This is a genomic window from Enterobacter sp. N18-03635 (assembly GCF_004006055.1).
Taxonomy (GTDB): domain Bacteria; phylum Pseudomonadota; class Gammaproteobacteria; order Enterobacterales; family Enterobacteriaceae; genus Enterobacter; species Enterobacter vonholyi.
This window is the reverse complement of sequence record NZ_CP034769.1, coordinates 4,202,524-4,215,253: the sequence shown is the minus strand read 5'-3', so window position 1 is coordinate 4,215,253 and position 12,730 is coordinate 4,202,524. Positions and strand designations below refer to the sequence as shown.

At 57.0% G+C, this 12,730-nt stretch carries 12 protein-coding genes; 3 read left to right on the top strand and 9 right to left on the bottom strand.

Features of this window, described 5'->3' with window-relative positions; all coding sequences use genetic code 11:
- Nucleotides 1-32 precede the first annotated feature (32 nt).
- A complete protein-coding gene (locus ELK40_RS21045) occupies nucleotides 33-302 on the top strand; it encodes a YdgH/BhsA/McbA-like domain containing protein (RefSeq protein ID WP_048976276.1) in 270 nt (89 codons plus the stop codon).
- Nucleotides 303-335: 33 nt separating this feature from the next.
- Here ELK40_RS21045 and feoC read toward each other — a convergent pair whose 3' ends face one another.
- The 5 genes from feoC to greB all read right to left on the bottom strand — a co-directional run bounded on the left by feoC (nucleotide 336) and on the right by greB (nucleotide 6,355).
- Nucleotides 336-572, bottom strand: coding sequence for a [Fe-S]-dependent transcriptional repressor FeoC (gene feoC, locus ELK40_RS21040; RefSeq protein WP_048976275.1), 237 nt, complete (start codon nucleotides 570-572; stop codon nucleotides 336-338).
- A gap of 10 nt (nucleotides 573-582) precedes the next feature.
- Nucleotides 583-2,901, bottom strand: a complete 2,319-nt coding sequence (gene feoB / locus ELK40_RS21035; protein ID WP_127732501.1) for a Fe(2+) transporter permease subunit FeoB — start codon at nucleotides 2,899-2,901, stop codon at nucleotides 583-585.
- Between the two features lie 30 nt (nucleotides 2,902-2,931).
- Nucleotides 2,932-3,159 carry a ferrous iron transporter A gene (gene feoA / locus ELK40_RS21030; RefSeq protein ID WP_008503050.1) on the bottom strand — a complete coding sequence of 76 codons (228 nt, stop codon included), beginning with the start codon at nucleotides 3,157-3,159 and terminating at the stop codon, nucleotides 2,932-2,934.
- Nucleotides 3,160-3,462: 303 nt separating this feature from the next.
- Nucleotides 3,463-5,793: a Tex family protein gene (locus ELK40_RS21025; RefSeq protein ID WP_127732498.1), complete on the bottom strand. Its 2,331-nt coding sequence runs from the start codon at nucleotides 5,791-5,793 to the stop codon at nucleotides 3,463-3,465.
- An 88-nt stretch (nucleotides 5,794-5,881) separates the two neighbouring features.
- The gene (gene greB / locus ELK40_RS21020) at nucleotides 5,882-6,355 is read right to left on the bottom strand and encodes a transcription elongation factor GreB (protein ID WP_111963763.1); all 474 of its coding nucleotides are present in this window, start codon (nucleotides 6,353-6,355) and stop codon (nucleotides 5,882-5,884) included.
- Nucleotides 6,356-6,587: 232 nt separating this feature from the next.
- Here greB and ompR point away from each other — a divergent pair, with 232 nt between their 5' ends.
- Together ompR and envZ are read left to right on the top strand one after the other, a co-directional pair.
- Nucleotides 6,588-7,307 carry a two-component system response regulator OmpR gene (gene ompR, locus ELK40_RS21015; RefSeq protein ID WP_001157751.1) on the top strand — a complete coding sequence of 240 codons (720 nt, stop codon included), beginning with the start codon at nucleotides 6,588-6,590 and terminating at the stop codon, nucleotides 7,305-7,307.
- Complete coding sequence (gene envZ, locus ELK40_RS21010) at nucleotides 7,304-8,650, top strand: two-component system sensor histidine kinase EnvZ (RefSeq protein WP_023309494.1); 1,347 nt, start codon at nucleotides 7,304-7,306, stop codon at nucleotides 8,648-8,650. The genes ompR and envZ overlap by 4 nt, the downstream gene beginning before the upstream one ends.
- A 66-nt stretch (nucleotides 8,651-8,716) precedes the next feature.
- Here envZ and pckA read toward each other — a convergent pair whose 3' ends face one another.
- From pckA to yrfG, 4 genes are all read right to left on the bottom strand, one after another.
- Complete coding sequence (pckA, locus tag ELK40_RS21005; RefSeq protein ID WP_127732496.1) at nucleotides 8,717-10,336, bottom strand: phosphoenolpyruvate carboxykinase (ATP); 1,620 nt, start codon at nucleotides 10,334-10,336, stop codon at nucleotides 8,717-8,719.
- Nucleotides 10,337-10,684: 348 nt separating this feature from the next.
- Complete coding sequence (hslO, locus tag ELK40_RS21000) at nucleotides 10,685-11,569, bottom strand: Hsp33 family molecular chaperone HslO (protein ID WP_161495995.1); 885 nt, start codon at nucleotides 11,567-11,569, stop codon at nucleotides 10,685-10,687.
- A 17-nt stretch (nucleotides 11,570-11,586) separates the two neighbouring features.
- A complete protein-coding gene (gene hslR, locus ELK40_RS20995; protein WP_115876852.1) occupies nucleotides 11,587-11,988 on the bottom strand; it encodes a ribosome-associated heat shock protein Hsp15 in 402 nt (133 codons plus the stop codon).
- Entirely contained in the window at nucleotides 11,985-12,668 is a 684-nt protein-coding gene (gene yrfG / locus ELK40_RS20990) for a GMP/IMP nucleotidase (protein WP_127732494.1), read from the bottom strand. Before yrfG ends, hslR begins: the two co-directional genes overlap by 4 nt.
- Between the last annotated feature and the right edge of the window lie 62 nt (nucleotides 12,669-12,730).

Here is a 12,730-nt window from a genome sequence, read left to right as displayed (position 1 = left end):
ATCAAAACAACAATCCTATGGAGAGTCAGGCTATGAAACTTGTTACAGGTATTGTCACTTCTCTGGTTATTGGGTCACTGTCATTTGGCGTCTTTGCGGCAAAAGAGCTGGAAAAAGATAAAGTTGCCAGCATGAATCTGACGAAAATTGGTGAGATTTCTACGTCTGACACCACCGCGCCGATGGATGCTCGCAGAGAGCTGTCGAAGAAAGCGGATGAGCTGGGCGGAACGTACTACGTCGTCACCAGTGCAGAAAAACAGACCAAAAACGTACGCGCAACGGCGGACGTCTACAAGTAATACGATAAAGCCGGGCAGCGATGCCCGGCTTTGTTAACGCAGCGTCCACCACTCCCTGAGGCAGGCCTTTCCTTCCGGACAGCTTTTACAACTGCCGGAGAGACAACCGTCCGCTTCTTCCTGAATTCGCACGGCTTTCCCCATGGCTTCCAGTCTTTCCAGCATGGCATCGATCATCGGCTGCGGCGTATGCAGGCTGAGGCTCAGCTGTTTCGCCTCCATTCGCCCCTGCAGTGCCAGCAGGTCACGAACCTGAATCAACGATGCCATGGTTTACTCCCTAGTGACAGTCGCCCGCCGGGCTGCTGCAGCAGGTCGCGGCGGTTTTACGGTTTGCCAGCAGGTCGATGTCGACGCGGCTGCGCGCACGCCGCAGCAAACCGAGCACTATCACGTTAAACAGCACAACCGCGAGAATGCAGACCAGGCTGTAGCGCGGATGCTGGCTGAAATTAACGGTTTGATAAAAGAGCGTCGAAAGCGAGTACGCAATGTTTAACCCCCACAGGATGGAGAAGCCCATCCAGCCGCGGCTGGACTCGCGGGCAATCGCCCCCATCACGGAGATGCACGGAATGTAGAGCAGGACAAAGATGAGGTAGCTGTAGGCCGCGGACGCGCTGCCAAATTTCTCGCCCATCACGCCCATGGCTCCCGTCGCCATTTCGCCGTCGCCTTTGCTGGCCTCAATAGGGTTCGCCAGCACGCTCAGGCTGAAGGTGTCTTTCAGGCTCTGCCAGGTCTCCTCTACGGCACCCAGCAGTTCATGACCGAGATGAAACTCTGCCGGATTAAATTCCTGTTCCTGAATGTTCTCTGCGGTGTAAAGCGTGTTCAGGGTGCCGACAACCACCTCTTTCGCCATCGCGCCGGTGAACAGCCCGACGGTTGCCTGCCAGTTATCCTCATGCACGCCAATCGGTTTAAAGACCGGCGTGATGACGCGGCTGACGGAGGCGAGGGCAGAGTCGTTAATGTTATCTGCCGCCTGTCCGCTGAGGGTGAAGCTGTTCAGCGCGCTCAGGAAAATGCTGACGATGACAATCACCTTACCGGCGCGCAGCACAAAGCCCTTCAGGCGCTGCCAGGTCTGGATCGCCAGGCTTTTCAGATGCGGCACGTGATACACCGGCAGCTCCATTACAAACGGTGACGCTTCACCGCGCATGATGGTGTGCTTCAGCATCAGACCGGTGAGGATCGCCATCACGATGCCCAGCACATACAGCGAGAAGACCGCCAGCGCGCCCTGCTGACCAAAGAAGGCTGCGGCAAAGACCGCAAAGATGGCCAGACGGGCACCGCAGGACATAAACGGCGCCATCATGATGGTCATCAGACGTTCACGCGGCGCATCCAGGGTGCGTGCGCCCATCACCGACGGTACGTTACAGCCGAAGCCGACAATCAGCGGGACGAAGGATTTACCCGGCAGACCCAGCGCCTGCATCAGACGATCCATCACGAACGCGGCGCGCGCCATGTAGCCGGAATCTTCCAGGAACGAGAGGAACAGATACATCATGCCGATCTGCGGCACCAGAGGCAGAACGGTGTTGATACCGCCGCCGATCCCCTGCGCGAGGAAGATGGTTAACCATTCCGGGAAGTGAAGGGTGTATCCCACCCACTGAATGCCGTGCACGAAGACCGCGACGGAACCGGCGTCGAAAATAGGCTGGAGTGCGCCGCCGATGTTAATGGCGAGCAGGAACATCACGTACATGACCAGCAGGAAGATGGGCAAACCGAGGAAGCGGTTAAGCACGACCTTATCCACCGCCGCCGTAAAGCGGCTGGGCTCTGCCGTCAGGGCGTTACTGACAACGTCGCAAATCGAGGCTATGGCCTGGTAACGCGCATCGGCGATATGCAGCGCCGGGTCGTCCAGCTCGTCGCTAAGACGGGCTACCGTCGCGTCCAGCTTATCGGCCGCATGCCCGGCGTAAGCGCGGCTGTAGATATCCCCTTCCAGCATCTGCAGGCCAAGCCACAGGCGCTGTTTTGCTGGCATACCGGTGTCCATCTCCTGCGCCAGCACGTTGGCTTCGCGCAGGAGAGGCTGGGCGTAATGCACCAGCTCAACGTCGCGATTTCCCGCGTGACGGTCAATGGCCAGCTTCAGCGCATCAATACCGCGAGCCCGCGTCGAAACCAGCGGAACGACCGGGCATCCCAGGCGCGCGGAGAGGGCATCGACGTCGATGCGCAGCTTTTGTTTCTCTGCGATGTCGAGCATGTTGAGCGCCACGATGCAGGGGATACCCAGCTCCAGCAGCTGCAGCGTCAGATAGAGGTTACGCTCGAGGTTTGAGGCATCGACCACGTTGATCAGCAGATCCGCGTCGCCGCCAAGAATATAGTGACAGGCGATTTGCTCATCGAGCGAGGTTTGTGACGAAATGGTGGTTAAGGAGTAGGTGCCGGGAAGGTCAACCAGCGTCACCTGGTTGTCTGTCGTCGTGAACTGGCCCTCTTTACGCTCAACCGTCACGCCCGCCCAGTTGCCTACGCGCTGGCGTGCCCCGGTCAGCTGGTTAAAAAGCGTGGTCTTGCCGGAATTAGGATTGCCAATTAAGCCAATAGTTAACTTTTTCATTTTTTTAGACTCACTGAAACCGCTGGCTTGTTATCGGGATAAGGCTTCGACTTCTATTAATGCGAGGTCTTTCTTACGCAGGACCAGATTCACGCGGCGGGTTTCGATATGAACCGGGTCGCCCAGCGGCGCCACGCGCACGACCTGAAATGACGAGCCGGGCAGCATGCCCAGCGACAGCAGCTTTTGCCGATAGGCTGGGCTAATTTCGCGGGTAAAACCGGTAATCTTCCATGCACTGTCTGGAGTGAATTGCATAACGCCTGATTCCACGAAAGGTTAAATTATCTACTATGGGATGATAATGAGAATAGTTTTTATCAGCAATATTAAAACCGTGACGGAATGTTGTTTGCGGTATTAATTTACGGCCTGTTTGACCTTGCTCAATATTTGCTGAATTGCCTGGAAAACGAAAAGGGGAGTATTTGTTAACGGGGTGATAATTAGTGGTTTAAATATGGCTATGCAATCGGTTTCATATATTTCGATATGATTATTCCCCTCATCCCGGCCCTCTCCCTTCTGGGGAGAGGGTTAGGGTGAGGGGCATTTACAACCTTAGCGTTTTTTACCCATCGCTGCCGCCAGCGCATCCATCATCGCGCTGTTGCCTGTAGGCTGAGCATCACGTCCGCGCGGTTTTGCCGCTTTCGCGGCGGGACGCTGCTGTTCGCGGCCTCCGCCATTGCCGCCGCGGCGCGCGTTGGTGTCGCCCGGCTGCTCGTCCAGACGCATGGTCAGCGCGATACGCTTGCGCTGCAGATCCACTTCCAGCACTTTGACCTTCACGATGTCGCCCGCTTTGACCACGGTGTGCGGGTCTTCAACGAACTTGTCGGCAAGGGATGAGATATGCACCAGACCATCCTGATGCACGCCGATATCCACGAACGCGCCAAAGTTGGTGACGTTGGTCACCGCGCCCTCCAGCACCATGCCCGGCAGCAGGTCGTTCATGGTCTCGATACCGTCAGCAAAGGCCGCCGTTTTGAACTCAGGACGCGGATCGCGGCCCGGCTTTTCCAGCTCTTTAATAATGTCGGTGACGGTTGGCACACCAAATTTGTCGTCGGTGAAATCAACGGCTTTCAGGTTGCGCAGGGCGCTGCTGTCACCCATGAGATCTTTCAGCGCCTGCTGGGTGGCGGCCAGGATGCGTTCCACCACAGGGTACGCTTCCGGGTGAACGGTGGAGGCATCCAGCGGGTTATCGCCGTGGTTGATGCGCAGGAAGCCCGCGCACTGCTCAAACGCTTTTGGACCCAGACGGCTCACCTTCAGCAGCTGCTGACGGTTCTGGAACTGACCGTTCTCATCACGCCAGGCGACGATGTTCTGCGCCATCATGCGGGTTAAGCCCGCCACGCGGGTCAGCAGGGGAACGGAGGCGGTATTCAGGTCAACGCCAACGGCGTTTACGCAGTCTTCCACCACCGCATCCAGCTTGCGCGCCAGCTGAGTCTGGCTCACGTCATGCTGATACTGGCCCACGCCGATGGATTTCGGATCGATCTTCACCAGCTCCGCCAGCGGATCCTGCAGGCGGCGAGCGATAGAAACTGCCCCGCGCAGGGAAACGTCCAGGTCCGGGAATTCCTGGGCCGCCAGCTCGGACGCGGAATAGACGGATGCCCCGGCCTCGCTGACGATCACTTTCTGTGCCGTCACTTTCGGGAACTGCTTCTGCACGTCGAGGTAGAAACGCTCGGTTTCACGAGAGGCCGTACCGTTGCCGATGGCAACCAGCTCGACATTGTATTTTTCGCAAAGCGCCGCCACCACGACGGCCGCTTTCGCTGCCTGGCCGGTGTGCGGATAAATGGTATCGGTCGCCACCAGCTTGCCGGTGCCGTCAACCACAGCGACCTTCACGCCGGTACGCAGACCCGGGTCGAGACCCATGGTCGCGCGCAGGCCGGCAGGGGCGGCCATCAGCAGGTCGTGCAGGTTACGGGCGAAGACGTTAATCGCTTCATCTTCGGCGCGTTCGCGCACGGTGCCCATCAGCTCGGTTTCGAGGTGCATCAGCACCTTGATGCGCCAGGTCCAGCTTACTACGCCTTTACGCCAGCTGTCCGCCGGGGCGTTGTTCAGACGCAGGCCGAGATGGTCGATAATGATCTGCTCGCAGTGGCTCTCTTTCGGCGGCTCGTCAAACTGCGGGTCGGCGTTCAGGGAGAGCTGGAGCACGCCTTCGTTGCGGCCGCGGAACATTGCCAGCGCGCGGTGGGAAGGGGTAGTAGAAATCGGTTCGTGGTGATCGAAATAGTCGCGGAATTTCGCGCCTTCTTCCTCTTTACCCGCGACGACGGTAGAGACGATGTGGGCATTCTTCCACAGGTAATCACGCACTTTAGCGAGCAGCGCGGCGTCTTCGGCGAAGCGCTCCATCAGAATGTAGCGTGCGCCGTCGAGGGCGGCCTTGGTGTCCGCCACGCCTTTGTCAGCGTCGATAAATTTCGCCGCTTCGGTTTCCGGATCGTGCGACGGCTCGTTCCACAGCAGGTCGGCCAGCGGCTCAAGGCCCGCTTCAATCGCAATCTGCCCGCGCGTGCGGCGCTTCGGTTTGTACGGCAGATAGAGATCTTCTAATTCGGTTTTGCTCAGGGTGCCGTTAATGGCGCTTTCCAGATCGCTGGTCAGTTTGCCCTGTTCGCCGATGGATTTGAGGATCGCCTGACGACGTTCTTCCAGTTCGCGCAGATAACCGAGACGGGTCTCCAGGTTACGCAGCTGCGTGTCATCCAGACCGCCGGTGACTTCCTTACGATAGCGTGCAATAAACGGCACGGTGTTCCCTTCATCAAGCAGGCGAACGGCAGCTTCTACCTGTTCGGCTCTGGCCTGAATATCACCCGCAATAATGCGGCAGAGCGAATCATTCATCATGGCTTTATCATCTGTTGAGTCGAAAAAATCAGGGGATAGTTATACGGGCTGACACGGCAAAATGCCAGCCGGGGAGGGCGCTCTCGGACTATTTTACGTAGACGATCTCATTGACGTACCAGCTGGCTTCACCAGCTGGAGTCTGAACGATGGCCAGATCGCCCACTTCCTTTTTCAGCAGCGCACGGGCCATCGGGGAGTCGATGGAGATGTAATCCTTACGACCAAAAATTTCATCGTAGCCGACAATGCGAAAACGCAGGGTGTCACCATCGTCGTTTTCAATCTCCACCCACGCGCCGAAGAACACTTTGCCCTCCTGCTGCGGAGAGTAATCGACAATTTTAAGATTCTCGAGGCACTTCGTCAGATAGCGAACCCGGCGGTCAATTTCGCGTAGCCGCTTTTTGTTGTACTGGTAGTCAGCGTTTTCGCTGCGATCGCCCAGGCTTGCCGCCCAGGTCACCTTTTTGGTTACTTCAGGACGCTCTTCGCGCCAGAGGTAATCCATCTCTTTTTTGAGCTTTTCGTACCCTTCGCGGGTGATCAGGGGCGTTTTCATGGTAAAGCCTTTGCTGCCTGCCGGTTAACTGTCTTGCGCACAATACGTACCACACAGTGTAACAGACAGGATTAATAATGATTTATGTGATGAAATGAGCAGATAAGCTGCTGTTAAATATGCTTTGTAACAATTTCGACTAGAATTTATACCAGAATTAACTGGTCGAATACGTGCACTTTTTTAGAATACGCTGTTACAAAGACTATCCGAACCTTTGGGAGTACACACAATGCAAGAGAACTACAAAATTCTGGTCGTGGATGACGACATGCGCCTGCGTGCGCTGCTGGAACGTTATCTGACCGAGCAGGGCTTCCAGGTTCGTAGCGTCGCGAACGCTGAGCAGATGGACCGTCTGCTGACCCGTGAATCTTTCCACCTGATGGTTCTCGACCTGATGCTGCCTGGCGAAGACGGGCTTTCTATTTGCCGCCGTCTGCGCAGCCAGAGCAACCCGATGCCGATTATCATGGTGACGGCGAAGGGCGAGGAAGTTGACCGTATCGTTGGCCTCGAAATCGGCGCGGACGACTACATTCCAAAACCGTTTAACCCGCGTGAACTGCTGGCACGTATTCGCGCCGTGCTGCGCCGTCAGGCGAACGAGCTGCCGGGCGCGCCGTCGCAGGAAGAAGCCGTTATTGCCTTCGGCAAGTTCAAGCTGAACCTCGGCACGCGCGAAATGTTCCGTGAAGACGAGCCAATGCCGCTCACCAGCGGCGAGTTTGCGGTACTGAAAGCGCTGGTCAGCCACCCGCGTGAACCGCTTTCCCGTGACAAGCTGATGAACCTGGCGCGAGGTCGCGAATACTCCGCAATGGAACGCTCTATCGACGTGCAGATCTCCCGTCTACGCCGCATGGTGGAAGAAGATCCGGCGCATCCTCGTTATATTCAGACCGTATGGGGTCTGGGCTACGTGTTCGTCCCGGACGGCTCTAAAGCATGAGGCGAATGCGCTTCTCGCCGCGAAGCTCGTTTGCCCGCACCCTGTTACTGATCGTCACCCTGCTGTTCGTCAGCCTGGTGACGACCTACCTGGTGGTGTTGAACTTTGCGATTCTGCCTAGCCTCCAGCAGTTTAATAAGGTCCTGGCCTACGAAGTCCGTATGCTGATGACCGATAAGCTGCAGCTGGAGGACGGCACGCAGCTCGTCGTTCCCCCGGCGTTTCGCCGTGAAATCTACCGTGAACTGGGCATTTCGCTCTATTCCAACGAAGCGGCGGAAGACGCTGGCCTGCGCTGGGCGCAGCACTACGAATTCCTCAGCCAGCAGATGGCACAGCAGCTGGGCGGTCCAACGGAAGTGCGCGTTGAGGTCAACAAAAGCTCGCCCGTCGTCTGGCTGAAAACCTGGCTGTCACCCAATATTTGGGTTCGCGTTCCGCTGACCGAAATCCATCAGGGCGATTTCTCACCGCTGTTCCGCTATACCCTGGCGATTATGCTGCTGGCGATAGGCGGCGCGTGGCTATTTATCCGTATACAGAACCGACCGCTGGTCGACCTGGAGCACGCTGCGCTGCAGGTCGGTAAAGGGATTATTCCTCCTCCGCTGCGCGAGTATGGCGCCTCGGAAGTCCGTTCAGTGACGCGTGCCTTTAACCATATGGCGGCAGGCGTGAAGCAGCTGGCGGATGACCGTACGCTGCTGATGGCGGGCGTCAGCCACGACCTGCGCACGCCGCTAACGCGTATTCGTCTGGCGACGGAGATGATGGGAGAAGAGGACGGTTACCTTGCCGAGTCCATCAATAAGGACATTGAAGAGTGTAACGCCATCATTGAGCAGTTCATCGACTACCTGCGCACCGGGCAGGAGATGCCAATGGAGATGGCGGATCTGAACGCGGTGCTGGGCGAAGTCGTGGCGGCGGAAAGCGGCTACGAGCGCGAGATTGATACCGACCTTCAGGCTGGTGAAATTCAGGTTCGTATGCACCCGCTCTCCATTAAACGTGCGGTCGCCAACATGGTGGTCAACGCGGCGCGCTACGGCAACGGCTGGATTAAGGTCAGCAGCGGGTCTGAGCTCAACCGCGCCTGGTTCCAGGTGGAAGACGACGGTCCGGGCATCAAGCCCGAGCAGCGTAAGCATCTGTTCCAGCCGTTTGTGCGCGGCGATAGCGCGCGCAGCACCAGCGGTACGGGCTTAGGCCTGGCGATAGTGCAGCGTATTATTGATAACCACAACGGACTGCTGGAGATTGGCACCAGCGAGCGGGGTGGGTTGAGCATTCGCGCCTGGCTGCCGGTACCGGTGACGCGGGGGCAGGTGAAAGAGAGTTGAAAAAAGGGTGGCACGAGCCACCCTTTTTTGTAGGTCGGGTAAGGCGAAGCCGCCACCCGACATGGACTACAGTTTTGGACCCGCACTCACCAGCGCAGCACCCGCCGGGGTATCGGTATACTTCTCGAAGTTCTCGATAAACAGCTTCGCCAGCGATTCTGCCTTCTCGCGCCACTGCTCCGGAGAACCGTACGTGTTGCGCGGGTCGAGGATATGCGTATCCACACCCGGCAGCGACGTTGGGATCGCCAGGTCAAACATCGGCAGCGTGAAGGTTTCGGCGTCGTCCAGAGAACCATCCAGAATGGCGTCGATAATCGCGCGGGTATCTTTGATAGAGATACGTTTGCCGGTACCGTTCCAGCCGGTGTTCACCAGGTATGCCTGCGCGCCGGATGCCTGCATGCGTTTCACCAGCACTTCAGCGTACTGTGTCGGGTGCAGCGACAGGAAGGCCGCGCCGAAGCAGGCCGAGAAGGTTGGGGTTGGCTCCGTCACGCCGCGCTCGGTACCTGCCAGCTTGGCGGTGAAGCCGGAGAGGAAGTGGTACTGCGTCTGGCTGGCCGTCAGGCGCGACACCGGAGGCAGCACGCCGAACGCATCCGCCGTAAGGAAAATGACCTTCGTGGCATGACCCGCTTTTGACACCGGCTTCACGATATTGTCGATGTGATAGATCGGGTATGAGACGCGGGTGTTTTCCGTTTTCGACGCATCGTCGAAGTCGATGGAGCCGTCGGCACGCACGGTGACGTTTTCCAGCAGCGCATCGCGACGGATAGCGTGGAAGATATCCGGCTCGGCCTCTTCAGACAGGCGAATGGTCTTCGCGTAGCAACCGCCTTCAAAGTTGAATACGCCATCGTCATCCCAGCCGTGTTCGTCATCGCCAATCAGGCGACGTTTTGGATCGGTGGACAGGGTGGTTTTCCCGGTGCCGGACAGGCCGAAGAATACCGCCACGTCGCCTTTTTCACCGACGTTAGCCGAGCAGTGCATGGAGGCGATACCGCGCAGCGGCAGCAGGTAGTTCATGACCGAGAACATCCCTTTCTTCATTTCGCCGCCGTACCAGGTACCGCCGATCAGCTGGATACGCTCGGTCAGGTTGAAGGCCACAAAGTTTTCGGAGTTCAGACTCTGCTCTTTCCACTGTGGGTTGGTGCATTTCGCACCGTTCATAACGATGAAATCAGGGGCGAAGTCCTGCAGCTCTTCGTCGGTTGGACGAATAAACATATTTTTCACGAAATGCGCCTGCCAGGCCACTTCGGTGATAAAACGCACGGAGAGACGGGTATCGGCGTTAGCGCCGCAGAAAGCGTCGACAATAAACAAACGCTTGCCGGAAAGTTGATGGGTGACGAGCCCTTTCAGGTGCTGCCAGGTTTCCGGGGAGAGCGGTTTGTTGTCGTTCTTCCCTTTGCCCTTGTCAGCCCACCACAGCGTATCGCGGGTGGTTTCGTCTCGGACGATATACTTATCTTTCGGCGAACGACCGGTAAAAATACCGGTATCGACGGCGATAGCACCAAGATTCGTCAACACACCACGCTCGTATCCTTCCAGTGCTGGATTGAGCTCTTCCTGATACAGCGTATCGTAGTCGGGGTTGTAGACGATTTCCTGGACGTCGTGAATACCATAAGCCTTGAGATCTTGCGGGGTTAAACCAGTAACACGCATATCACTGCTCCTTAGCCAATATGTACTGCCTGAAATTGTAGGGTTTTTCTGAGGTTGTTTACCGCGACGGGGCTCATAGATTCACGCATCTGGACAAAACCCTTACTAACGGAAAACGCTGCGACTCCAGTCACGGCGCAGGCGGATTATCGCAGGAATCGCTTTTTGGGTGGGGAAAATGTTCCGAAAAGGTTAAAGGCTGGTGATTTTATCGGAAAGAATGTGAATGTAATCGCATACACGTAAGAAAATTACGTAAGAGTTACATTGGGAAAACGATTCAGCTTGGGTGGCGTTTTTACCCCTCACCCTCTCCCCTTTGGGGAGAGGGTGAGGGGTAAGAGAGCTTTAGTGAACCTGCGGATCCGCCGGGGAGGCGTTGTTGCGGATCTCAGCGATATCCATCGAATTGAACACGTAGTGCGTACCGCAGTAGTCACAGTGCATATCAATTTCGCCGTCTTCCGCCATGATGCTGTCGATCTCTTCATCCGGCAGGGTTTTCAGTGCGCCAGCGCAACGCTCGCGTGAGCACGTGCACTTGAACTCCACAGACTGCGGGTCGTAGACGGTCACTTCTTCTTCGTGGTACAGACGCCACAGCACGTCGGTCGCCGACAGGTTGAACAGCTCTTCCGCCTTGATGGTTTCGGTCAGCGTCGCCAGGTGCTCAAAATCATTGGTCTGAGCGTCCTGGGCAGGCAGAACCTGCAGCAGCATACCGCCCGCAGCAGGCTGGCCGTCCACTTCACCGGTGCGGATGAACAGACGCGTCGGCAGCTGCTCAGAACGCATGAAGTAATCTTCCAGGCAGGCTGCCAGGGTATCGCCTTCCAGACCGACCACGCCCTGATAGCGCTCACCTTCCTCTGGGGAGATGGTGATCACCAGGTAGCCGTTACCTACCAGCGTTTTGAGGTCAGCATTCTCAGGCACGTCGCCCTGAACGCGCGCCACGCCGCGCATCTGCTGCTGGTTATTGCCGTTGATGACCGCCAGCGTCATCGGGCCGTCGCCCTGCAGCTGCACGGTGATATCCCCGGCAAACTTCAGCGTTGCGGTAAGCAGGCTGGTGGCAACCAGCAGTTCGCCCAACAGGGTCTTCACCGGCAGCGGGTAATTGTGGTTTTCCAGAATTTGTTTCCAGGTTTCGGATACGGTGACCAGCTCGCCGCGCACGGCGAATTGTTCAAACAGATAGCGGTGTAATTGGTCGTGTTGGGCCATTTTCATCTCTCGTGCGGGTGAGGTTAATCAGTCTCACCGTGTTTAAATTTCATCAGATCGCGGCGCTCTTTTTTGTCCGGCCGCCGGTCCGGGTGAGGCATCGTCAGCGCGTTCATTTTGCGCGCCAGCGCGGTCTTCTCGCGCTTTTCAATGCTCTCCGCCGTCTCTTCATAAAGCATTACGGCTTCCGCTGCGGGTCGACGTTGTTCGGTAATGGCTTTAACCACCACCGTACGTTCATCGTTGCCCTGACGCAGCGTTAAGGTGGCATTCAGCTCAACCATCTTGCTCGGTTTGCTGCGCTGGCCGTTGTAATGCACTTTTCCACCGTCAACCATCTCGCGGGCAAGGGCGCGCGTTTTATAAAAACGCGCTGCCCACAGCCATTTATCCAGTCTTACCCCGTCTGAGGGTTTTTCTTTCATGGCGTCTCCTTCACGGTCAGTGAGGGGATCATCTGGCGATAGTCGTTCAGTCCCGGGTGGCGCAGATAGCTTTTTTCAGCCAGGCCAGAGTCAGGATTGGTGACGCCCAGACAGTAGCGAATGCCAAACCTTGCGGCAGAATCCAGAATGGGCTCGCTGTCATCAATGAACAACGTACGTTCCGGCTGCAAACCCGTCTCTTCCTTCACCGCATGCCACAACCGCTGATCCTCTTTCGGATAACCAAATGTGTGGGTGGAAAGTAATAAATCAAGGTGCGACGCCAGACCCGTATGTTCCAGCTTCACCGCCAGATTATGTGGATGCGCGTTGGTCAGCAAGATACGACGCTTGCCGCTTGCTTTCAGCGCATCCAGAAAGGGCAATGTATCTTCGCGCAGAACGGCGCGCGGGCCCTGGGCGGTAGTCATGGCACAAATATCCAGACCGAGGCGCTCGCTCCAGTAGTCAAGACAGTACCAGTTTAGCGTATGTTGCACGGCGCTATATTGTGAACGAATGAATGCCTGCGCTTCTGCCGGGGAGATCCCCTGCTGTTCGCCATAGGTTTCTGGAACCAGCGTTTGCCAGAAATAGTTATCAAAGGCGAGATCGAGCAGCGTGCCGTCCATATCCAGCAGAACGGTATCAACCTCCTGCCAGGCGATATCAAGATGCATTAGGGGAACTCCAGCCAGATGAAACGTGCGCGACAGGGTAGCACATCTTGTCGCGCAACGAC

Excerpts from the sequence above, each read along its gene's own strand:
- ELK40_RS21045 (WP_048976276.1), top strand. The coding sequence starts at position 33 with ATGAAACTTGTTACAGGTATTGTCACTTCTCTGGTTATTGGGTCACTG.
- feoC (WP_048976275.1), bottom strand. The coding sequence starts at position 572 with ATGGCATCGTTGATTCAGGTTCGTGACCTGCTGGCACTGCAGGGGCGA.
- envZ (WP_023309494.1), top strand. The coding sequence starts at position 7,304 with ATGAGGCGAATGCGCTTCTCGCCGCGAAGCTCGTTTGCCCGCACCCTG.
- greB (WP_111963763.1), bottom strand. The coding sequence starts at position 6,355 with ATGAAAACGCCCCTGATCACCCGCGAAGGGTACGAAAAGCTCAAAAAA.
- ELK40_RS21025 (WP_127732498.1), bottom strand. The coding sequence starts at position 5,793 with ATGATGAATGATTCGCTCTGCCGCATTATTGCGGGTGATATTCAGGCC.
- yrfG (WP_127732494.1), bottom strand. The coding sequence starts at position 12,668 with ATGCATCTTGATATCGCCTGGCAGGAGGTTGATACCGTTCTGCTGGAT.
- pckA (WP_127732496.1), bottom strand. The coding sequence starts at position 10,336 with ATGCGTGTTACTGGTTTAACCCCGCAAGATCTCAAGGCTTATGGTATT.
- feoB (WP_127732501.1), bottom strand. The coding sequence starts at position 2,901 with ATGAAAAAGTTAACTATTGGCTTAATTGGCAATCCTAATTCCGGCAAG.
- hslR (WP_115876852.1), bottom strand. The coding sequence starts at position 11,988 with ATGAAAGAAAAACCCTCAGACGGGGTAAGACTGGATAAATGGCTGTGG.
- hslO (WP_161495995.1), bottom strand. The coding sequence starts at position 11,569 with ATGAAAATGGCCCAACACGACCAATTACACCGCTATCTGTTTGAACAA.
- feoA (WP_008503050.1), bottom strand. The coding sequence starts at position 3,159 with ATGCAATTCACTCCAGACAGTGCATGGAAGATTACCGGTTTTACCCGC.
- ompR (WP_001157751.1), top strand. The coding sequence starts at position 6,588 with ATGCAAGAGAACTACAAAATTCTGGTCGTGGATGACGACATGCGCCTG.